The organism is Streptomyces sp. NPDC001914, from assembly GCF_042891215.1.
In the GTDB taxonomy this organism is placed as follows: Bacteria; Actinomycetota; Actinomycetes; order Streptomycetales; family Streptomycetaceae; genus Streptomyces.
Genome location: NZ_JBIASW010000001.1, coordinates 710,705 through 732,003, shown reverse-complemented (window position 1 = coordinate 732,003; position 21,299 = coordinate 710,705). Strand labels below are relative to the sequence as shown.

Here is a 21,299-nt window from a genome sequence, read left to right as displayed (position 1 = left end):
CAACACAACCCACCGGGGGCCTATTCCGTGCGCGTATCCGGTGGCCACGGCGCACGGCGGCAACCAGACTGGCCCCATGACGGAAACGGAATCCATCGCCTACGACGTCGTGGTGCTCGGTGCCGGACCCGTGGGGGAGAACGTCGCCGACCGCGCCCGCGCCGCCGGCCTCTCCACCGCGGTCGTGGAGAGCGAACTGGTCGGCGGCGAGTGCTCGTACTGGGCCTGCATGCCCAGCAAGGCCCTCCTCCGCCCGGCCATCGCCCGCGCCGACGCCCGCCGGGTACCCGGCCTCGCCGCCGCCGTACAAGGCCCCCTCGACGCCTCCGCGGTCCTCGCCCGCCGCGACTGGTTCACCTCGGACTGGAAGGACGACGGCCAGCTCGCCTGGCTGGACGGCATCGGAGCCGACTTCCATCGCGGACACGGCCGGCTCGCCGGACCGCGCACCGTGACGGTCGACGGACCCGACGGCGAACGGCGCACGCTGACCGCCCGGCACGCGGTCGCGGTGTGCACCGGCACCCGCGCCCAACTCCCCGACCTCCCCGGCCTCGCCCAGGTCAAACCGTGGACGAGCCGCGAAGCCACCAGCGCGCACGCCGTGCCCGGGCGTCTGATCGTGGTGGGCGGCGGTGTCGTCGCGGCCGAGATGGCCACGGCCTGGCAGGCGCTCGGCTCCCGGGTCACGCTCCTGGTCCGCGGCAAGGGCCTGCTCCCGCGCATGGAGCCCTTCGCGGGAGAACTGGTCGCCGAGGCCCTGTCCGAGGCGGGCGCGGACGTGCGCACCGGCATCTCGGTGACGGCCGTCTCGCGCGAGAACTCGGCGGTGGTCGCCCTCACGGACACCGGTGAGCGCTTCGAGGCGGACGAGATCCTGTTCGCGACCGGCCGCGCGCCGCGCACGGACGACATCGGCCTGGAGACGGTCGGCCTGGAGCCGGGCAAGTGGATCGAGGTCGACGACAGCCTCCGGGCCGTCGGCAGCGAATGGCTGTACGCGGTCGGCGACGTCAACCACCGTGCGTTGCTCACCCACCAGGGCAAGTATCAGGCCCGGATCGCGGGTGCCGCCATCGCCGCCCGTGCGGCGGGCGTGCCGCTGCTGGAGACGGACCCCTGGGGCGCGCACTCCGCCACCGCCGACCACGCGTCCGTCCCGCAGTGCGTGTTCACCGACCCGGAGGCGGCGGCCGTGGGCCTCTCCCTCGCGGAGGCGGAGCAGGCCGGTCACCGGGTCCGGGCCGTGGACGTCGACATGTCCTCGGTGGCCGGCGCCGGACTGTACGCGGACGGCTACCGGGGCAAGGCCCGCATGGTGGTCGACCTCGACCGCGAGATCGTCCTCGGACTGACCCTGGTCGGCCCCGGCGTCGGTGAACTCATCCACTCCGCGACCATCGCCGTCGTCGGCCAGGTCCCGGTCGACCGCCTGTGGCACGCCGTCCCGTCGTACCCGACGGTCAGCGAGGTCTGGCTGAGGCTCCTGGAGGCCTACCGGGACGCGTGAGCCGGAAAGTCCCGGCCGGGTGCGGGGCCCCGGCCGGGTGTCGGGTGCCGGGCCCCGGCCGGGCCCCCGCGCACCCACCGGTACGGGGGCGGGGCTTCCGGCGCGGCACGCCGACACGGCGTCGCACACCGCTCGCGTGGCCCCGTACGACCGGATGCCCGTCGGCCCGCCCCGCACCCGCCACGTACGGGTGCGGGGCGGCTCCGACGGCCTGGCCGGTGTCAGGACAGGGACACCAGTTCCCGGTACTCCTCGCTCCACAGGTCCTCGTCCGCGTCCGGGAGCAGCAGCACGCGGTCCGGGCGCAGGGCGTCGACGGCCCCCTCGTCGTGGGTGACCATGACGAGGGCGCCCGGATACGTGGCCACCGCGGCCAGGACCTCGGCGCGGGAGGCGGGGTCCAGGTTGTTGGTGGGCTCGTCCAGGAGCAGCACGTTCGCGCCCGAGTGGACCAGCCCCGCCAGGGCCAGCCGGGTCTTCTCGCCCCCGGAGAGGACGCCGACCCGTTTGCCGGCGTCGTCGCCCGTGAACAGGAACGACCCCAGCACCCGCCGCACCTCGCCGTCGGTGAGATGCGGCGCGGCGCCGGCGAGATGATCCCGGACCGTTCCGGCGGGGTCCAGCGTGTCGTGCTCCTGCGCGAAGTACCCGAGGCGCAGCCCGTGCCCGCGCACCACCCGCCCGCCGTCCGGAACCTCGTGACCGGCGAGCAGCCGCAGCAGCGTCGTCTTGCCCGAGCCGTTCGGGCCGAGGATCACCAGGCGGCTGCCCCTGTCGACGGCGAGGTCGACGCCGCCGAGGACCCGCAGATCGCCGTACGACTTGGCCAGCGCGACCGCGCCGAGCGGCACGCGTCCGCACGGGGCCGGTTCGGGCAGCCGGATCCGGGCGACCTTCTCCGTCCGCCGGACCGGTTCGAGACCGGCGAGCAGGCGGTCGGCGCGGCGGTCCATGTTCCTGGCGGCCACGGCCGTCGCCACGTGCGAGCGCATCTTGTCGGCCTGCGCGTGCAGCGACGCCGCCTTGCGCTCCGCGTTGGCGCGCTCCCGGGCCCGCCGTCGTTCGTCGGCGTCGCGCTGGGTGAGGTAGGCCGCCCAGCCGGTGTTGTGGACGTCGAGCGTGGCGCGGTGCGGGTCCAGGTGGAAGACGCGGTTGACCACGTCGGCCAGCAGGGAGGTGTCGTGGCTGATGAGGACGAGCCCCGCCCGGCGGCTTGCCAGGAACCCGCGCAGCCAGGTGACCGAGTCGGCGTCCAGGTGGTTCGTCGGCTCGTCGAGGAGCAGGGTGCCGTCGTCCGAGAACAGGATGCGGGCGAGTTCGACGCGCCGCCGCTGCCCGCCGGACAGGGTGCCGATCGGCTGGTCCATCACCCGGGCCGGCAGACCGAGCCCCGCGGCGACCCGGGCCGCCTCGGCCGCGGCCGCGTATCCGCCGCGCGCCTGGAACTCGGCCTCGGCGCGCGCGTAGGCGTTCATCGCGCGTTCGGATCCGTCGGCCATGGCGGCTTCGGCGGCCCGCAAGGCCCGTACGGCACGGTCGAGACCGCGGGCCGACAGGATCCGCGCGGTGACCGTGACCGCGGGGTCCGCCGCGGCCGGGTCCTGTGCGAGGTGCCCGACCGCTCCGGTACGGGCGACGGAACCGGCGGCGGGCCGTGTCAGCCCCGCGAGGGTGCTCAGAAGGGTGGTCTTGCCGGCGCCGTTACGGCCGACCAGGCCGATGCGGTCGCCGGGGGAGACGGTGAAGGAGATGCCGGACAGCAGCAGGCGCGCGCCGGCGCGCACGTCGACACCGCGAACGGTGATCATGGGAAAACGCTCCAGAAGTCAATCGGCTCAAGGACACACGTGTGGCGTGGAAGCGGGTCCTGGAGCTAAGAGACGCGGGGCGTAGACATGCCCGCAGGCTAACGGAACCGGCGTCGGAGCGCCCGCGAATTACCGCCGGGGCCCGGCCGGGGTTCAGCCGGGGCCCAGCCTGGGCGGCGTGGCGAGGGGGCCCGTGAACGGCTCTCGTGGGACGGCGGTGAGCCGCCTGTACGCACTGAGGTGAGCGGTCCGGGTGCACGCGCCGGGGTGACCGGTCCGCACGGGGCCGGCGCGGACGGTTGGCGCGACACGCCGTGCGCTGTCGGCGCGGTGGCGTGGTGATTGACCCCGTACGGCACCGGGGTGATTGACCCAGTACGGCGCCAGGGTGATTGACCCAGTACGGCGCCGGGGTGATTGACCTCGTACGGCGCCGGGGTGGGCGCTCCGCGCGACACCGGGGTCCGTGCACCGTATGGCGCCGGGGCCGGGGTGAGCGCTCCGCACGGCACCGGGGTCAGTGCTTCGCACGGCACCAGGTGAGCGGTTCGCGCGGCGCCCGCCCGGCGACCGGTGCGGCGCAGACCGATCCCGGCGCGGTGGGCGTCCGCCGGGCGGGCCCGGTGAGTCAGTCCGGCAGCGCGAACCCCAGGGCCGCGGCCGCCCGTTCCGGTGTCGGCTGGGCCCAGAGTTCCGCCGCCGCCTGGTTCGAGGACAGTGAGCGCAGCTCCGCGCGGTCGAGGTAGAGCATGCCGTCCAGGTGGTCCGTCTCGTGCTGGACGATCCGCGCGGGCCACCCGCCGAACACCTCGTCGACCGCTCGCCCGTGCTCGTCGAGCGCCGTTAGCCGCACCTCGGCGTGCCGGGCCACCACGGCCTGCCAGCCCGGAACGCTCAGGCAGCCCTCGAAGAACGCCGCCCGTCCCGGACCGATCCCCTCGTACGAGGGATTGACCAGCACCCGGAAGGGCTGCGGCTCCCGCCCGCGGGCGAGGCGCACCTCGTCCGAGACGGGCGCCGGGTCCTCGATGACGGCGATCCGCAGGGGCACGCCGACCTGCGGCGCGGCGAGACCGACACCCGGCGCCGCGTGCATCGTGGCGCGCAGGGCGGCCACGAACCGTGCCAGGAGCCCCGGGTCGAGCTGCCCGTCGAACGGCTCCGTGCCCTGGCGGAGCACGGGGTCGCCGGCCGCGACGATCGGCAACGGACCCTCGTGGCCGAGGAGTTCCTCGACCAGGTCGCTCAGACTGATGCGGGGGACGCTGCCGTCACGTTCGGATGCCATCCCGCCAGGATGCCAAGCCGGACCGGGGTGATCGAGGCGGCGCGGGGGAGTCCCGCGACTTTCCTCGTGTGGCCCAGGACACACCCCGGCCGGACCGTTCACCTGTCCGTAAGGCCGCTCACCCTTCCACCCGGCCGTCCACCTGTCCCGCCGGGCCGTTCACCCCTCCGCCCGGCAGCCCACCCGTCCGCCCGCGTGGCGCACGGAAGGCCGGCCACCGAGGTGACCGGCCTTCCGGCATGGCTTCTGGACCCGGTACCGCCGAGGAGGCGGGACCGAACCGGGATCAGGATCAGGCCCCTTCGAATTCGCCTCCGAGCGCGGACGCGATCCGCAGGTGCGACGCCGCCTCGTCGGACCGGCCGAGGCGCTGGAGCGTGCGTCCCAGCATCAGCCGGGCGTAGTGCTCGACCGGGTCGAGCTCGACCAGGGTGCGCAACTCGGCTTCGGCGCGGCGCAGTTGGGCCGAGTGGTAGTAGGAGCGCGCCAGCAGCAGCCGGGGTCCGGTCTGCTCCGGCACCTCCTCGACCAGTCCGCTCAGCACACGTGCCGCCGCGGCGTAGTCCCTGGCCTCGAAGAACATCCGCGCCCGCTCCCAGCGTTCCGCGGCCGTCCCGTGGTCGTAGTACGTCGTGTCCACCACTGACCTCCTTCGACGGGCCACAACCGCACTGGTTGATTGAATATTCCACGAACTGGTCGGGGGGGTGGGGCCGGGCCGTGCGTCCGCGACGGCCCAGCCCCGGACTGCTGCGGACCGCTGTCGACCACTGTCGACCGCTACGGACTGCTACGAACCGGCGAGTTCCGCCTCGGCCCGCTCCGTCACGAGGGCCAGGACACGCCCGGCGGTGGCCAGATCCTCGGCCGGGATCCCGGCGTACACCCGGGCCGCGATCTCGTCCCCCGCGGTGCGGATCGACGCGAACAGCTCCAGTCCGCCGTCCGTCAGGGACACCTGCCCGGGCGCCGGCTCCTCGAGGAGCTTCAATGCCGTCAGCTCGTCGACGGTCCGCAGGGCCGCCGGCTCCTCGATCTTCAGGGCGCCGGTGAGCCGGCCCACGACCCGCGCCCGCTCGGCGGTCCCGCCGTTGTCGGACACGGCCCGCAGGGCCACCGACTGCTCGAACGTGGTGCCGCTGCGGGCCAGTACCCGCTCCAGGGCGGCGCGGCTCGCGTAGTGGGCGAGGCCGATGACCTGGCCGTTGACAGGGGGAACAGAGGTGGTCATGACTACTCCTCGGGTGAAAGCTCTTCGGAGAGGGGTGAAGCCTCGCCGGGACGGGTCCCGGCTCCGGTGAGCGGATCGAGCGGTACGTCGAGCAGGATGGCCAGTTCGGCGCTGAACGCGCGGGTGCGTTCGCCGCCGAGGCCGCCCAGCGGTTCGAGAAGCTGCTCCAGAAGGCCCTGGACCACGGAGATGGCGCGGCGGGTGACCTCGCGCCCGTCGTCGGTGAGGGTCAGCCGCACCGCCCGGGGATCCGCCGGATCGCGGGCGCGGTCGAGCAGGCCGGCCGCCTCCAGGGAACGGGCCAGCTTCGAGACGTAGAGCGGTTCGAGCCCGGTGTGGTCGGCGAGTTGACGCTGGCTGGGGTGCCGGCCGTCCCGGTGCATGCCGTACAGCGACGCCACCAGCGAGTACTGCGCGTGCGTCAGGCCCAGCGGGCCCACCGCCCGGTCCACCGCCACGCGCCATTTCGTCGACAGGCGCCACACGAGGAACCCGGGCGTCGCGTTCCCGGAATCCGGCTTCGCTGTACTCATGCAAGAAACAGTACATGGCTACTATGTCCATGGCTACTATTTTCTCGAACGGACCGTTCGGGACCGACCCGCCCGGGGCCCGACTCCCGGTCCGCCGCGCCGGTTCTGAGCCATGTGCCCCTCAATGGGCGGATAGATGGACTGACGAGAGGCCTCCGGCGGGACTAGGTTGTGCGCCATGAGCAATCTTGATCGGGAGGCGGTTCCCGCCCCCTGCGGCGGCCGCGGGTTCGTGGTGGCCGAGCCGGTGCGCGAACTCCTCAGCCCCCGCCGGGTCAAGCTCGGCGAGTCGACCGAGGTCCGCCGTCTGCTGCCCAACCTGGGCCGGCGCATGGTCGGCGCCTGGTGCTTCGTCGATCACTACGGACCCGACGACATCGCCGACGAACCCGGCATGCAGGTCCCGCCGCACCCGCACATGGGCCTGCAGACCGTGAGCTGGCTGCACGAGGGCGAGGTGCTGCACCGCGACTCCACGGGCAGCCTCCAGACGATCCGCCCGCGCGAACTGGGCCTGATGACCTCGGGCCGCGCCATCAGCCATTCCGAGGAGAGCCCCCGGGCGCACTCCCGCCTGCTGCACGGGGCGCAGCTCTGGGTCGCGCTGCCGGACAGCCACCGGCACACCGACCCGCACTTCGAACACCACGCCGAACTGCCCGTCGTCACCGCCCCCGGCCTGCGGGGCACGCTCCTGCTGGGCACGCTCGACGGCTCGACCTCGCCCGGTACGACGTTCACACCGATCGTCGGCGCCGATCTGGCCCTGACGAGCGGCGCGGACGTACGCCTCCCGCTGGAGCCCGACTTCGAGTACGCCGTCCTGTCCATGTCCGGCGAGGCCGAGGTCGACGGCGTGCCGATGCTCCCCGGCTCCATGCTCTACCTCGGCTGCGGCCGCACCGAACTCCCGCTGCGCGCCGCGAGCGACGCGGGCCTCATGCTGCTGGGCGGTGAGCCGTTCGAGGAGGAGCTGATCATGTGGTGGAACTTCATCGGCCGCACCCAGGAGGAGATCGAACAGGCCCGCGAGGACTGGGCCAAGGGCGCGCGCTTCGGCGAGGTGGTGGGCTACGACGGCGCCCCGCTGACCGCTCCTGAACTGCCCCCACTGCCCCTGAAGCCGCGCGGAAGGGTGCGCTGACCTGGGGTTCCAGCTCTGGTGCATGACTCTCGCGGGACGCGGCTGTCCCCGCCCGGCATCCGGTCGGGTCTGCCGCACGATCGAGTGACATCTTGACCTGCCCCAGGTCCTGGGTTCCAGTTCTGGTAGCTGACTGACAGACCTTCACGGAAGGCGGGCAGTCATGCCTCGCCCTTATCCTCCGGAGTTCCGGGCACGTGCCATCGCGCTGGTCCACGCACCCAGTTAGCCACCGCAGCTGGAACCCAAACCGTGGCGCAGGTCAACCTGTCACCCAAGCCTGCAGCAGACCCGATTGCCTGAATGCAGCGTCGTAGCGCGTGCGCTCCTGGCTCTCCGGAGGATAGGCAAATTCGAGTGTTGCCAACGCGTCCTCGGGCCGGCCGAGGAACTTCTGCGACGCCGCCAGCACGACAGGGCGAGGTCCGCGCGGTAGGCGATCACTCGCTTCGTTCATGAGGCTCCGCACCTTCAGGAGCACAAAAGCTTCCACGGACTTACGTGCATCGAGATAGGGGATCACCGAGGAGCTGACCCAACTCTTCAAGTGCTTGACAGCGTCCCGCGCTTCGGGCTCATTGGTGAATTTCAGGATGGGCGGATTGCGCATGATCTGGTCCAGCGCGGAGCGGTCGACCACGTCTTTGCGAACCACGACGGCGGCGTCATCAGCTGGAAGCATCGCGCGGGCGACTGCAGCGATCGCGGCTGACACGAAGGAAACGCTCAGCGACACCTGCACCGCGTCCCGTGCGTAGTGCGGGCGGACGATCAAATCGAAGTCGACTTTCTGCCGCCCGCCATCCCAAGGCCTGGCGTACGAAACGCTGCGCGCCGACCGCTTGAACCCGCTCAACTTCATGAGGTCGTCAAGCTGATCGGCAAGAGCCTGCCGAAGCCAGGTAAGTGCGGTGGCACGGTCAGGGCTCGTCTTGCTTCCTGTCATGGCACGATCCACATGTAGACACCAACAGCGCTGCTGCCCGGAGGCTAGCCCAACACCAAGATTGCCGCCTGCCGCGTTGAGCCACGCGTCGAAGGTGCATTGTGGGTCTGGTTCTGATCTCTTGCGGTTCGTGCGGCGGCTTCCAGGGTGCCGCAACCGCTTATCAGAGACGGGGTGCCCGGTGGACTAGATCAGTTTCCGTTGGCCCCCGGAACACGGCAGCGGGCCAATCGCGATCACGCAACTGGCCCTCTGAACAGCCTCGGGGTGGCGGGATTTGAACCCACGACCCTTTCGTCCCGAAGCAACTTGGGTAGGCGTCTCACCTAGGGTCAGTGTGCCTCTCGCCTGCTCCGACGGTTCGCAGGCGTCCGCGCTTGTCCGCCGCTGTCCATCGGCGTTGTCACGCAGTTAGACACTCACTCGGCAGAAGGCTCCTTCACTCCTCGCCCGCCGGAATGAGGCGATCGGCGCTCTCGGCGTCGTCCACATGTCCGTGCGCGTTCACGGTGATCGGAGTGGCTCGTCTCTACACCTGGTCGGCTCGCTCCAGGTGTGAGAAGTCCGGGTAGTCGGTCACCGGCCGACGGGTTCCTCGCTGGGGATCGACGAAAAGGCCTACGCCTGTCGCTGCGTCCCAGGCGTCCACGTCGACAGTCCGACCGATCGACGTCTGCGTGCCGTTGAAGATCTCAAGCCAACCCGTCCCGTTGAAGTAGTGCATCCTGCCATCGTCCCGGACGGCGACAGGACCACCCCATTACTCCCTCGTGACTCCCTCGTGGGACATCAGCTGAGGAATCACCCGGTGCTTGAACGTGGAAACTCCGTCTGACCTGTGGGAACGGCCGTAATGGGGAGGCGACCCCGATGCCTGGCCGGACCCCCCCCCGTCGACCGCTGTGCACAGGTCCTACTGGCACGTTGTGACACGCGCCTGCGCAAGGCTTCAAGGCTGTCGCGCGCCTCCTGGGTGCGTCCACCGGGGCCGACGCTCTGAGGCTGAGGGCGGCGAAAAGCGCGTTGGTATCCCCGGAGGCGTCCTGCCGGCCCGAAGCGGTCGTTCTGATTCGCTCTGGGCAGCTCACCCCGTGACCCGGGCCCGCTGGTCGATGCGGCTGGAAGGGTGCAGTTCGGACGTGGCTCCGGTGCCCTCGGCTCGGAGCGGCGCGTCGCCGGGTTACACAGGGGCATGCGCCTCGGCGCGGGGCGTGCCGGTGCCCTTCACGGCCCGGGACCCGACGACTGGAAGAGCACCGCACCGGCCGGAGCCCGCTACGTCGCGGGCTCGTGACCGCCGTACTCGCAGTCGGCATGCTGACGGCTTCAACGGCACCCGGATACGGGACCGACACGGCCGGTCCAGCATCCGGCCCACAGTTCACGCCGCTGACGGCAGCGGTGATGACCGAACCGACGCCGTTCCATGCCACGGACGGCAGGACGCACCTCTCGTACGAACTGCTCACCACGAACGCACTGCCCAGCAGCACGCAGGTGCGCCTCGACCGTGTCGAGGTCCGGGACGCCCGCACACACCGGGTGGTGGGCTCGCTGAGTGGCCAGGCGCTGGCCGATGCCGCCAATCCCGTGGGTGATCCCCTGCCGGGTGCGGACGGGTACACCCCGGCGCCCCCGGGGCCGACGCCGACCGTCATCCCGGGCTCCCAGCAGTGGGTCATCTGGCTCGACCTGGCCCTCGACCGCGGTCAGCATGTGCCCAAGGTCCTTGAACACCATCTCTCAGGTGCCGTCGTCACCGCCTCCGGTTCCTCCCCGTTCGAGGAGACCGTTCAGGTCACCCCGACCGGCCGCACCGCGCCGATGAACCTGAACCCGCCGGTACGCCCCGGCACGTGGTACTCCAGCGAGTCGTGCTGCGGGAACACCCATCACCGGCGCGGCCTCGGCCCGATCAACGGCCGCTTCGACGTGCCGCAGCGCTTCGCGATCGACTGGTACCGGGTCGGAGAGCAAGGACAGACCTGGGAAGGCGACCCCACACGGCTCACCAGCTACCTGAGCTACCGGCAACCGGTCGTCGCCGCGGCCGGCGGCAGAGTGGTGGAGGTCCAGGACGGGATCCCGGACAACACGCCGCCCGTCCCGCCCATCGAGGAGACCGTCGGCAACCACGTCACCGTGGAGGTCGCGCCCGGCCGCTACCTGCTTTACGCCCACCTGACGCCCGGCTCGCTCAAGGTCCGGGAAGGCGACCGCGTCGAACCCGGCCGGGTTCTCGGGCTGATCGGCAACAGCGGCAACTCGACCACGCCACACCTGCACTTCCAGGTGATGACCACAGCCGAGTTCTTCCCGACCGACAGCCCGCCTTTCACCTTCCGGGAGTTCCGCGTCGTCGGACAGGTCGAACCCCGCATCTGGGACGACAACCTGGGCCTGCAGCCGACCGGCGTCCTGCCGATCACGCCCTCGCCGTACGAGGGCCCTCACCGTGCGCGGTATCCGCTCGACCGCGAGGTGCTGGAGTTCTGACCGGATTCCGGTCGTGCCGACGGTCGAGACAACGGCGAAGGCCCAGGTTGCTGAACTGGGCCTTCGCTCAAGAGCGGATAACGGGAATTGGCTTTGTTCACGAGAACGCGCTCTCGTGAACAAAGCCAGGCACCGGACCGGCCATCTCGGCCCGCCACTCACCTCAGCTCCCATCCCGTCTGCCGTCAGGGGTTCTCGCGCATTTCCCCTGTATCCAGCGGTTCGGTCGACCCCGGCACCCGCAGGAAGCGCGTCGTCAGTTCCGCGTGGACCTGGGGAGTTCGTCGTGGACGTCGATCAGAGCAGTACACCGATGCCTCGTCCGGGGGAACTGCCGTTCCAGCCGCACTGTGGATAAGGCCTCGCAAGGTCAACTCTTGTACCAACTCCGCTGCATCTCCTGCGGGATCTCTTGCGACTTCTCTGGCGCGACGATCGCCCACATCACGGAATCCGTGCTGGTCAACTGCCCCGTGAAGGCATGGTCAGGGCTAAGACATCCCCGTTGTGACCGCTTGCCCTTGGCTGAGTGAAGGAGAAAGAAGGGCGGGAGTGCGGCGCGGACCCGGCCGGGGAGCAGGCGTGCGTACGAGTGCTGCGGCCGGAGCCGTGGACTCGGGCCGCCTGGTCATGTGACAAGCGCGCGGCGAGGGTTGATGTGAGGTTCGAGGTGCGGGAGAAAAGGAACCGAAGTTGTCCCTGCTGTGCGTCGCCATGGCTCTCGCAGCACGGGCAACCAGATCGGCAAGTTGGATCGAGGCACGGCCGTGAAAGGCTTCCCACGACTCCAACCTTGCCACCAACCACCACGCCCGCGGATCAACGGTGAGGCAGCTTGGCTCGTCGCTGTCCTGCTTCCGGACCACCACCTGGACTCCTCAGCGAGCCGCAGGGCGCGCGTCCACGGAGTCGTCCTGGACGTCGCGGTGGGACAGGGCGAGGTACGTGACGAAGCCGATGATGGCGATGGTCCAGGACGCGGTGACCGGGCCGAGGCCGAGGGCGAGGCCGCCGCGCGCGTGGCTCAGCGCCATCCAGTCGGCGACCGACGCCCCGAGCGGGCGCGTGATGACGTACGCGGTCCAGAAGGCGGCGACCGCGTTCAGGGAACCCAAGCGGTGGGCGCAGGCCGGCACCGCGATGGCGACGGCGTACAGGACGGCCGAGCCCAGGTAGCCGAGGCCGGCCGTGGCCGAGAGGTCTCCGGCCGCCGTGCCGAGCGCGAACGTGGCGAGCACGGTGGCCCAGTAGAAGATCTCGCGGCGGCGGGTGCGGACGCTGTGGATCGAGAGCGTGCGCTCACTCGCGTACCAGACGGCGAACACGGCGCCCAGCGCGACCAGGAAGAGCGGAGTGGAGATCGTGTACGGAACGCCGAGACCGACGTGGAGCACGTCCGCGGCCATGGTGCCGAACACGCTGACCATGACGATGGCGGTCCAGTAGATCCAGGCCACGTAGCGCCGGACGGCGAACTGGAGCGCCAGCGAGGCCGCGAGAGCCAGCCCGCCGAGCCCCACGGCGGGCACGGGGCCGAGCCGCTGGGCCAGGAGGTCGGAGGCGGTCTCGCCCATTCCGGTGGTCAGCACCTTGATCACCCAGAAGTACAAGGTGACTTCGGGGACCTTGCTCGCCAGGACGGCGGTGGGCGGGAGGGGTGGGGTGTGACGGGTGAGGTGCTCGGTGCTCATGGGCGGCACCATGACACGCCGGGACCCCTTCGCCACAGGGGGCTTTGCCAGGGCTTGGACGCTTCCGGAGCAGGTCTTGCCGGGACGGTCGACGAGCCTGAACGCGACCTGAACGGCCCGGCGGAATGCCTGGTCGGCGCCATGATCCCGGTGATACGAAGAGTGGTCGCGCGGGGTTCGCCGCCCCCCGGCGCGGCTCGTCCGTCACGCTTCCTCCACCAGGATCACCTCCAGCGTGCGCGGCCCGTGCACCCCCTCCACCCGGTCCAGTTCGATGTCGCTGGTGGCGGACGGGCCGGAGATCCAGGTCAGCGGGCGGGCCGGGTCCAGGCGTTCCATCGCCTGGGGGACGGAGGCCACCACCTGGCCGGGGACCCGGACGACGCAGATGTGGTGGTCCGGGACCAGGGTGATCCGGCGCCGGCCCTGGTCCGGGCCGCCGTCGAGGACGATCGTGCCGGTCTCGGCGACGGCGAGGGCGCAGCCGGTCACCACGCTCTCCACCTGGTCGAGTTCACCGGGTGTGCTCACGGCACGGTCGTGGACCCGGGTGGCATCCGCCGCCGACATCCAGGCGGGCGGGAGCCCCGGCGGCACGAGCACGTGCCGGGATCCGCGTGCGGCGAGCAACCGCATGACGACGTACGGCAGTTCGTCCTCGGTGGCGCGGTGCACGATCGCCCGGTAGTCCGCCAGGTTCTCCGCGAGCAGATCCACGGTCGCGGAGACACTCCGCGCACCGTGCTCGCGCAGGTAACTCCGGTCAACCGCACCTTCGTACGGCCCCTCGTCGTCCTCGGGCACGTCCGCGAGGGCCCGCCGCACCCGGCCGAGGACCAGATCCCTGCTGCTCATTTCGTCATGTCCTTTCCGCCTTGCGTGCGTTGCCACCAGGCGCGGAACGACTCCGCCGGAACCGCGGGCAGTTCACGGCTTCCGCTCCACGCCCTGCCGGGACCCGGCAGGGTCCGCGGATGGAAGCGCCGGGTCCCGGACGCCAGGCGCTGCCCGGTGCGCAGGACGCCGGGACGGCCGAACGCCCAGCGCGCCGCGCGCATCGCCGCCCGCTCGGCGGCGTGTCCCTTGGCCGGCCTGAGCACGACGGTGTTGCCCTCCCGGGTCGCCCGCCCGCCCTGCACGACCCGTTCGCGCAGATGGACGAGCACTTCGGGGATGTCGATCGCGACCGGACAGACCTCGTAGCAGGCGCCGCACAGCGAGGAGGCGTACGGCAGGGAGGCGTCGATCTCGCTCGCGGTGCCCCGGAGTTGGGGGCTGAGGATCGCGCCGATCGGGCCCGGATAGACCGAGCCGTAGGCGTGACCCCCCGCACGCTCGTACACCGGACAGACGTTGAGGCACGCGGAGCAGCGGATGCAGCGCAGCGCCTGGCGTCCGACCTCGTCGGCGAGCGTGTCGGTGCGGCCGTTGTCCAGCAGGACCAGATGGAAGCTCCGGGGACCGTCCCCGTCCGTGGTGCCCGTCCACATCGAGGTGTACGGGTTCATGCGCTCGGCCGTCGAGGAGCGCGGCAGGGTCTGCAGGAACACCTCCAGGTCACGCCAGGCCGGCACGGTCTTCTCGATGCCGACGACCGAGATCAGGGTCTCGGGCAGGGTCAGGCACATCCGTCCGTTGCCCTCGGACTCGACGACCACGAGCGTGCCGGTCTCGGCGACCATGAAGTTGGCGCCGGAGATCCCGACCTTGGCGCGCAGGAACTTCTCGCGCAGATGCAGCCGTGCCGCCTCGGCCAGTTCGGCGGGCGAGTCGGTGAGACCGTCGGGCGCCGCGCGGCCCCAGGCGCCCATCTCGCGGGCGAAGATGTCACGGATCTCACCGCGGTTGCGGTGGATCGCCGGAACGAGGATGTGCGAGGGCCGGTCCTTGCCCAACTGCACGATGAGCTCGGCGAGATCGGTCTCGTACGCGTGGATGCCCGCGGCCTCCAGCGCCTCGTTGAGCCCGATCTCCTGCGTGGCCATCGACTTGACCTTGACGACCTCGCTCTCGCCGGTCGCCTTCACCAGGTCCGTGACGATCCGGTTGGCCTCCTCGGCGTCGGCGGCCCAGTGCACGACACCACCGGCCGCCGTCACCGACTCCTCCAACTGCACGAGGTAACGGTCGAGATGGCGGAGCGTGTGGTCCTTGATCCGCCTGCCCGCCTCGCGCAGTTCCGCCCAGTCGGAGACCTCGGCGACGGCCTTGGCGCGCTTGGCGCGGATGGTGTGGGTGGCGTGCCGCAGATTCCCGCGCAGGGTCGCGTCGCCGACCGCCTCGCGCGCCGCCTTCGGAAAGGCCGGCATCCCGACGAACGTGCCGCTCATGCGCTCCGCCCCTCCGCGTCGCCCGCCCGCGTGCCCGCGTCGGCCACCGCTCCCGCTCCCGGTCCCGGCTCCGCGTCCGCCTCCGTGCTCGCCAGGATCTCCGCGATGTGCACGGGCCGCATCCCCGTCCTGAGGCGCCCCATCGTGCCGCCGATGTGCATCAGACACGAGTTGTCCGCGGCGCACAGCACCTCGGCGCCCGTCGACTCGGCGTTGCGCACCTTGTCGGCGCCCATCGCCGCGGAGACGTCCGAGTTCTTGAGGGCGAAGGTGCCGCCGAAGCCGCAGCACTCCTCCGCGCCGGGCAGCTCCCTCAGTTCGAGTCCCCTGACGGCCCGCAGCAGCCGGAGCGGCCGGTCGCCGAGGCCCAGACCGCGCAGCCCGTGACAGGCGGGGTGATACGTCACGGTGTGCGGGTAGTACGCGCCGACGTCCGTCACCCCGAGCACGTCCACCAGGAACTCGGTGAGCTCGTACGTCTTCGGCACCACCGGGGCCAGCGTCCGGGCCAGGGTGTCGCCGCGGCCCTCCGCGCGGGCCCGTTCACCCATCCGCGGATACAGCTCCCGCACCATCGCCCCGCACGATCCGGACGGCGTCACGATCGCCTCGTACTCCTCGAAGACCTCGGCGAAACGCCGGGCGAGCGGTTCGGCGTCGTGGCGGTAGCCCGTGTTGTAGTGCGCCTGACCGCAACAGGTCTGCCCCATCGGGAAGTCGACGTCGACACCCAGTCTGGTCAGCAGGCCCAGCACGGCGCGGCCCGTGTCCGGGTACAGCGTGTCGTTGACACAGGTCAGGAACAGGGCGACACGCATCGCGGCTCCTCGGGGTCGGTCACGGACGGTTGCAGGGTACGGGGCGGGTGCGTGGCGGACGGGCGACGCGCACCCGCCGTCCGGGCGGCGCGCCCCACCGTGTTCCTCATGGTCCCCACCTCACACGCGTTCCCCCGTCGAACTCGGGCGCGTTCCCCGGCCGGTGCTCCGGGACGCGGCTCTCACGACGTGCCGAGCCGTGACTCGGCCGCGCGCCACGCCGCCGTACCGCCCCGTGGCTCGTAGCGTCGGAGCGGTTGCGTGCGCGCCACCAGGTCGCGCATCTCGGCGCGGTCGCCGACCAGTCCGCGCGCCCGCGCCTGGACGAGCACGTTGCCGAGCGCGGCCGCCTCCGCCGGGCCCGCCACGACCGGCAGGCCGCACGCGTCGGCGGTGAGCCGGCACAGCAGCTCGTTGCGGGCGCCGCCGCCGACGATGTGCACGACGTCGACCGGATGCCCGGCCAGCGACTGCGCCTCCCCGATCGCCCGCCGGTGCGCGAGCGCGAGGGAGTCGAGGATGCAGCGGGTGATCTCGGCGCGGGACTCCGGCACCGGCTGACCCGAGGCCCGGCAGGCGTCCGCGATCCGCGAGGGCATCCGGCCCGGCGCGAGGAACGCCGTGTCGCCCGCGTCCACGACCGACCGCAGCGGCGTCACCTCGGCCGCGGCCGCGAGGAGTTCACCCAGTGCGGGGTCGCCCCACTCCCGTACGCACTCCTGGAGCAGCCACAAGCCCATGATGTTGCGCAGATACCGGACCGTGCCGTCCAGGCCCAGTTCGTTGGTGAAGTTGGCGGCCCGGCTCGCCTCGGTGAGGACGGGCGCGTCCAGCTCCAGACCCGCGAGCGACCAGGTGCCGGTGCAGATGTAGGCGAACCGTTCCCCGGTCGCGGGGACGGCGGCCACCGCCGAGGCCGTGTCGTGCGAACCGACCGTCGTCACGGGCACCGGGCCTCTGGTCCCGGTCTCCTCCAGCACGCGCGGCAGCAGGGTCCCGGCCGGCTCGCCGGGCCTGCGCAGCGGCGGGAACAGCCGCAGATCGACGCCGAGCCGTTCCGCGAGCCCGTACGACCAGTCACGGGTCCCCGGATCGATCAACTGGGTGGTGGAGGCGTTGGTGAGCTCGGTGCCCATCTCGCCGGTGAGCCAGTACGAGAGCAGGTCCGGGACGAGCAACACGTGCCTCGCCGCCGCCAGTTGGGCGGAGGAGCGGGCCGCCGTGAGCTGGTACAGGGTGTTGAAGGGCGCGTACTGCAGCCCGGTCGCCGCGTACAGCTCGGCGGCGGGCACACTCGCCCACACCTTCTCCGCGACACCCTCGGTACGAGAATCGCGGTAGTGCACCGGGTTGCCGAGCAGCGCTCCGTCGGCGTCCAGCAGACCGTAGTCCACCGCCCAGCCGTCGATGCCGACGGAGTCGACCTGCCCGGCCGCGCGCAGCCCGTCGAGGACACCCGCGTACAGCCCGAGCACGTCCCAGCGCAGCCCCTCAGGGACGCGGACGGGCCGGTTCGGGAAGCGGTGCGCCTCGGTCAGGCCGAGCGTGCCCGGCCCGACACGGCCGACCATGACGCGCCCGCTGGACGCGCCGAGGTCGACCGCGGCGAACCTCATGCCGGCCGTCATCGCAGGAAGGCGGCGGCGACGCCGGCGTCGACCGGGACGTGGAGCCCCGTGGTGTGCGTCAGGTCCCCGCCCGTCAGGGCGAACACGGCGGCCGCGACATGCTCCGGAAGCACCTCCCGCTTGAGAATGGTCCGCTGCGCGTAGAACTCGCCGAGCTTCTCCTCCTCGATTCCGTACGTCGCCGCCCGCTGCGCGCCCCAGCCGCCGGCGAAGATGCCGGACCCGCGCACGACCGCGTCCGGGTTGACGCCGTTGACCCGGATGCCATGCGCGCCCAACTCGGCCGCCAAGAGGCGTACTTGATGGGCCTGGTCGGCCTTGGTCGCGGAGTAGGCGATGTTGTTCGGGCCCGCGAAGACCGCGTTCTTGGACGCGATGTAGACGACGTCGCCGCCCAGCTTCTGCGCGATCATGACCCGGGCCGCCTCGCGTGAGACGAGGAAGGAGCCGCGCGCCATGATGTCGTGCTGGAGGTCCCAGTCCTTCGCCGTGGTCTCCAGGAGCGGCTTCGAGATGGAGATGCCCGCGTTGTTGACCACGAGGTCGACCCCGCCGAAGGCGAGCACCGCGCTCTTGAAGGCCTCGGCGATCTGCTCCTCGGAGGTGACGTCCACGGCGACGGCCACGGCCCTGTCGGGGCCCCCGAGCCCGGCGGCGACCCGCTCGGCCCCCTCGGCGTCGAGGTCGGCGACCACCACACAGGCGCCCTCGGCCACCAGCCGCTCGGCGATCGCCCGGCCGATCCCGCTGCCCGCGCCCGTCACCAGCGCGACCCGCGTGGCGAGCGGCTTGGGCTTCGGCATCCTCTGGAGCTTCGCCTCCTCCAGGGCCCAGTACTCGATGCGGAACTTCTCCGACTCCTCGATCGGCGCGTACGTGGAGACGGCCTCGGCCCCGCGCATCACGTTGATCGCGTTGACGTAGAACTCGCCCGCCACCCGGGCCGTCTGCTTGTCCTTGCCGAAGGAGAACATGCCGACCCCGGGCACCAGCACGATCGCCGGGTCCGCTCCGCGCATCGCGGGGGAGTCGGGCAGCGCGTGCCGCTCGTAGTAGGCGGCGTACTCCACGCGGTACTCGGCGTGCAGCTCCGCGAGCCGTGCGACCGCTTCCGCCGGCGAGGCGGCCGGCGGAAGGTCGAGCACGAGGGGCCTGACCTTGGTGCGCAGGAAGTGGTCAGGACACGAGGTGCCGAGGGCCGCGAGACGTCCGTGCTCGGCGCGGGCGAGGAAGTCGAGCACGTCCTCGGAGTCGGTGAAGTGGCCCACCTGCGGGCGGTCCTGGGAGGCGACCGCCCGGATGTGCGGCGCGAGCGCGGCGGCCCGCTCGCGGCGTTCGCGCGGGGCGAGTGCCTCGTACCCCGCGACGACGGGCCCGAACGGCTCCGCCTTCCCCCGGTCGGCGAGGAAGGCCTCGGCGGTGCGGATGACGTACAGCGAGTTGCGCTCGCACTCCTCGGCGGTGGCGCCCCACGCGGTGATGCCGTGGCCGCCCAGGACGCAGCCGACTGCCTGCGGGTTGGCCTCCTTGACCGCCGCGATGTCCAGCCCGAGCTGGAATCCGGGCCGCCGCCAGGGAACCCACACCACGCGGTCGCCGAAGCATTCGGCTGTCAGCTTCTCCCCGTCGGCCGCGCAGGCCAGCGCGATCCCCGAGTCGGGGTGCAGATGGTCGACGTGCGGGGCGTCGACCAGTCCGTGCATCGCCGTGTCGATGGACGGAGCGGCGCCGCCCTTGCCGTGCAGGCAGTAGTCGAACGCGGCGACCATCTCGTCCTCGCGCTCGACGCCCGGGTACACCGCGGTCATCGCGCGCAGCCGGTCCAGCCGCAGCACCGCGAGTCCGTCCTCGGTGAGGGTGCCGAGGTCCCCGCCGGACCCCTTCACCCACATCAGTTCCACGTCACCACCGGTCACGGGATCGGCGCCGGTGCCCTTCGCGGACGTGTTGCCGCCCGCGTAGTTGGTGTTACGGGGATCGCCGCCCAGCCGACGCGACCGCGCCAGCAGAGCCTCGGCTTCCGGATGGGGTGCCATGTTCCAGATCCTTTGAAAGAGGGGGAAAGGGGTGCCCTGTCAGGGGCGCGGGTTCACGTGGAGAAGGCGGATGGGGAGGGCCAGCCAGGGGCGGGGGTTCACAAGGAGGAGGGTCCAGGAGCAGCGCCCCGTCAGGGGCGCGGGGAACTGCGCGACGAGCCACGACGAGCCGCGCGGTCCGTGAACTGCGGGTTGGGGCAGACGCGATGCGGAGTTCGTGCGAAGAGAGGCTTGCGTGGAAGACGGGTCCAGGAGCAGCGCCCCGCCAGGGGCGCGGGGAACTGCGCGACCGGCCACGACGAGCCCTGCGGCCCGCGAACCACGGAGGGGGGCAGACGCGACGCGGGGCTCACATGGAGGAGGGCCCAGGTGCAGCGCCCCGTCAGGGGCGCGGGGAACTGCGCGACCAGCCACGACGATCCCGCGCCCCGCGCTCCACAGAGCGAGGCAGACACGACACGGCGGTCCCGACGGACCCGAGCCACCCCACCGAGGGAACCCGCTCCCGAAAAGCGGCCCCGGCAAGGCGACCCCCGGCAAGGCGACCCCCGCCAAGTCGGCCCCGGCCTAGCCGAGCACCCACCCCAGGAAAGCCGGCCCGGGCAACGAGCTAGGCCCCCCACCCCGCCTGGTTCCCCCCAACCCGCTCGACGGCAATCCGCTCCGCCCACCCGGACCGGCGATATGCGGCAACGGGATCCGGGTCGAGCCCCACCTCGGTGCGAACCTCCGCGAGCAGCGCCCGCACGTCGGTGCTGTACGCGTCCATGATCACCGCGTTCGCGGCCAGCACGTCCCCGCTCCGCTGCGCCTCGGCCAGCGCGGCCCCGTCGACCAGGAGAGCCTTGGCGGTGGCCTCCTGCACGTTCATCACGGACCGGATGATCGCCGGGATCTTCGCCTCGATGTTGTGGCACTGGTCGAGCATGAAGGCGACGTCCGGGGTGAAGCCGCCGCCGCGGATCACCTCGTACATGATCCGGAAGAGCTGGAAGGGGTCGGCCGCACCGACCATCAGGTCGTCGTCGGCGTAGAAGCGGGAGTTGAAGTCGAAGGCGCCGAGCTTGTTCTCGCGCAGCAGCGTGGCGACGATGAACTCGATGTTGGTGCCGGGGGCGTGGTGCCCGGTGTCGACCACGACCTGTGCCTTGGGGCCGAGCTTGAGACAGTGCGCGTAGGCCGTGCCCCAGTCGGGGACGTCCGTCGCGTAGAAGGCGGGCTCGAAGAACTTGTACTCCAGCAGCATCCGCTGGTCGTCGCCGAGCCGCGCGTACACCTGTGCCAGAGCCTCCGCCAGCCGGTCCTGGCGTGCGCGGAGATCGTCCTGGCCGGGATAGTTCGTCCCGTCGGCGAACCACAGCTTCAGGTCCCGCGATCCCGTCGCGTCCATGATGTCGACGCAGGCGAGCAGATGGTCGACGGCCTTGCGGCGCACCGCGGCGTCGGGGTGGCAGACGGAGCCGAGGCGGTAGTCGTCGTCCTGGAAGGTGTTGGAGTTGATCGCGCCCAGCTTCAGACCGCGCTCCTCGGCGTACTTCGCCAGCGCCGCGTAGTCGTCGGTCGTGTCCCAGGGGATGTGCAGGGCGACGGTGGGGGCCGCGCCGGTGAACTCGTGCACCTTGGCGGCGTCGTCCAGCTTCTCCCGCGGAGTCCTGGGCACACCCGGTTGCGCGAACACCTTGAATCTGGTTCCCGAGTTCCCGTACGCCCATGACGGCGTCTCGACGGCCTGGGTCTTGAGCGCGGCCTTCACCGCGGCGAACTCGGTCACTTCGGGACTCCTACGACTTCGGATGCGACAGCTTCTTTGAAACGACTGTCTGAAACGACGACTGTCTGA

General features: G+C 71.5%; 17 protein-coding genes. 3 read left to right on the top strand and 14 right to left on the bottom strand.

Annotation, left to right across the window (positions count from 1 at the left end; all coding sequences use genetic code 11):
- Nucleotides 1-76 precede the first annotated feature (76 nt).
- Complete coding sequence (locus tag ACFYYF_RS03570; protein ID WP_388770981.1) at nucleotides 77-1,510, top strand: dihydrolipoyl dehydrogenase family protein; 1,434 nt, start codon at nucleotides 77-79, stop codon at nucleotides 1,508-1,510.
- A gap of 221 nt (nucleotides 1,511-1,731) precedes the next feature.
- Here the strand turns inward: ACFYYF_RS03570 and ACFYYF_RS03565 are convergent, their stop codons facing one another.
- From ACFYYF_RS03565 to ACFYYF_RS03545, 5 genes are all read right to left on the bottom strand, one after another.
- The gene (locus ACFYYF_RS03565) at nucleotides 1,732-3,318 is read right to left on the bottom strand and encodes an ABC-F family ATP-binding cassette domain-containing protein (protein WP_388770978.1); all 1,587 of its coding nucleotides are present in this window, start codon (nucleotides 3,316-3,318) and stop codon (nucleotides 1,732-1,734) included.
- Between the two features lie 628 nt (nucleotides 3,319-3,946).
- Nucleotides 3,947-4,606, bottom strand: coding sequence for a peptide deformylase (locus ACFYYF_RS03560; protein ID WP_388770975.1), 660 nt, complete (start codon nucleotides 4,604-4,606; stop codon nucleotides 3,947-3,949).
- 292 nt (nucleotides 4,607-4,898) lie between these two features.
- A complete protein-coding gene (locus ACFYYF_RS03555) occupies nucleotides 4,899-5,246 on the bottom strand; it encodes a tetratricopeptide repeat protein (protein ID WP_388770973.1) in 348 nt (115 codons plus the stop codon).
- A gap of 150 nt (nucleotides 5,247-5,396) precedes the next feature.
- Nucleotides 5,397-5,837, bottom strand: coding sequence for a MarR family winged helix-turn-helix transcriptional regulator (locus ACFYYF_RS03550; RefSeq protein WP_388770970.1), 441 nt, complete (start codon nucleotides 5,835-5,837; stop codon nucleotides 5,397-5,399).
- A 2-nt stretch (nucleotides 5,838-5,839) separates the two neighbouring features.
- On the bottom strand, nucleotides 5,840-6,370 hold the full coding sequence (locus ACFYYF_RS03545; protein WP_388770968.1) for a MarR family winged helix-turn-helix transcriptional regulator: 531 nt from the start codon (nucleotides 6,368-6,370) through the stop codon (nucleotides 5,840-5,842).
- A 178-nt stretch (nucleotides 6,371-6,548) separates the two neighbouring features.
- Between ACFYYF_RS03545 and ACFYYF_RS03540 the strand changes: the two genes are divergently transcribed.
- Nucleotides 6,549-7,514 (top strand): pirin family protein, encoded by a 966-nt coding sequence (locus ACFYYF_RS03540; RefSeq protein ID WP_388770966.1) that lies wholly within the window; start codon nucleotides 6,549-6,551, stop codon nucleotides 7,512-7,514.
- 262 nt (nucleotides 7,515-7,776) lie between these two features.
- Here the strand turns inward: ACFYYF_RS03540 and ACFYYF_RS03535 are convergent, their stop codons facing one another.
- Together ACFYYF_RS03535 and ACFYYF_RS03530 are read right to left on the bottom strand one after the other, a co-directional pair.
- A complete protein-coding gene (locus ACFYYF_RS03535; RefSeq protein WP_388770964.1) occupies nucleotides 7,777-8,460 on the bottom strand; it encodes a hypothetical protein in 684 nt (227 codons plus the stop codon).
- Between the two features lie 529 nt (nucleotides 8,461-8,989).
- On the bottom strand, nucleotides 8,990-9,184 hold the full coding sequence (locus tag ACFYYF_RS03530; RefSeq protein ID WP_388770962.1) for a hypothetical protein: 195 nt from the start codon (nucleotides 9,182-9,184) through the stop codon (nucleotides 8,990-8,992).
- Between the two features lie 680 nt (nucleotides 9,185-9,864).
- Between ACFYYF_RS03530 and ACFYYF_RS03525 the strand changes: the two genes are divergently transcribed.
- The gene (locus ACFYYF_RS03525; protein WP_388770959.1) at nucleotides 9,865-10,956 is read left to right on the top strand and encodes a M23 family metallopeptidase; all 1,092 of its coding nucleotides are present in this window, start codon (nucleotides 9,865-9,867) and stop codon (nucleotides 10,954-10,956) included.
- An 878-nt stretch (nucleotides 10,957-11,834) separates the two neighbouring features.
- Here ACFYYF_RS03525 and ACFYYF_RS03520 read toward each other — a convergent pair.
- From ACFYYF_RS03520 to rhaI, 7 genes are all read right to left on the bottom strand, one after another.
- Nucleotides 11,835-12,647 (bottom strand): hypothetical protein, encoded by an 813-nt coding sequence (locus tag ACFYYF_RS03520; RefSeq protein WP_388770957.1) that lies wholly within the window; start codon nucleotides 12,645-12,647, stop codon nucleotides 11,835-11,837.
- A 204-nt stretch (nucleotides 12,648-12,851) separates the two neighbouring features.
- A complete protein-coding gene (locus ACFYYF_RS03515; protein WP_388770955.1) occupies nucleotides 12,852-13,502 on the bottom strand; it encodes a lactate utilization protein C in 651 nt (216 codons plus the stop codon).
- Nucleotides 13,499-14,977 carry a LutB/LldF family L-lactate oxidation iron-sulfur protein gene (locus ACFYYF_RS03510; protein WP_388770953.1) on the bottom strand — a complete coding sequence of 493 codons (1,479 nt, stop codon included), beginning with the start codon at nucleotides 14,975-14,977 and terminating at the stop codon, nucleotides 13,499-13,501. Before ACFYYF_RS03510 ends, ACFYYF_RS03515 begins: the two co-directional genes overlap by 4 nt.
- Nucleotides 14,974-15,795: a (Fe-S)-binding protein gene (locus ACFYYF_RS03505; RefSeq protein ID WP_388770951.1), complete on the bottom strand. Its 822-nt coding sequence runs from the start codon at nucleotides 15,793-15,795 to the stop codon at nucleotides 14,974-14,976. Before ACFYYF_RS03505 ends, ACFYYF_RS03510 begins: the two co-directional genes overlap by 4 nt.
- A 182-nt stretch (nucleotides 15,796-15,977) precedes the next feature.
- Nucleotides 15,978-17,411 carry a rhamnulokinase family protein gene (locus ACFYYF_RS03500; protein ID WP_388770949.1) on the bottom strand — a complete coding sequence of 478 codons (1,434 nt, stop codon included), beginning with the start codon at nucleotides 17,409-17,411 and terminating at the stop codon, nucleotides 15,978-15,980.
- Between the two features lie 8 nt (nucleotides 17,412-17,419).
- Entirely contained in the window at nucleotides 17,420-19,459 is a 2,040-nt protein-coding gene (locus tag ACFYYF_RS03495) for a bifunctional aldolase/short-chain dehydrogenase (protein WP_388770947.1), read from the bottom strand.
- Nucleotides 19,460-20,069: 610 nt separating this feature from the next.
- The gene (gene rhaI / locus ACFYYF_RS03490) at nucleotides 20,070-21,230 is read right to left on the bottom strand and encodes an L-rhamnose isomerase (protein WP_388770945.1); all 1,161 of its coding nucleotides are present in this window, start codon (nucleotides 21,228-21,230) and stop codon (nucleotides 20,070-20,072) included.
- Between the last annotated feature and the right edge of the window lie 69 nt (nucleotides 21,231-21,299).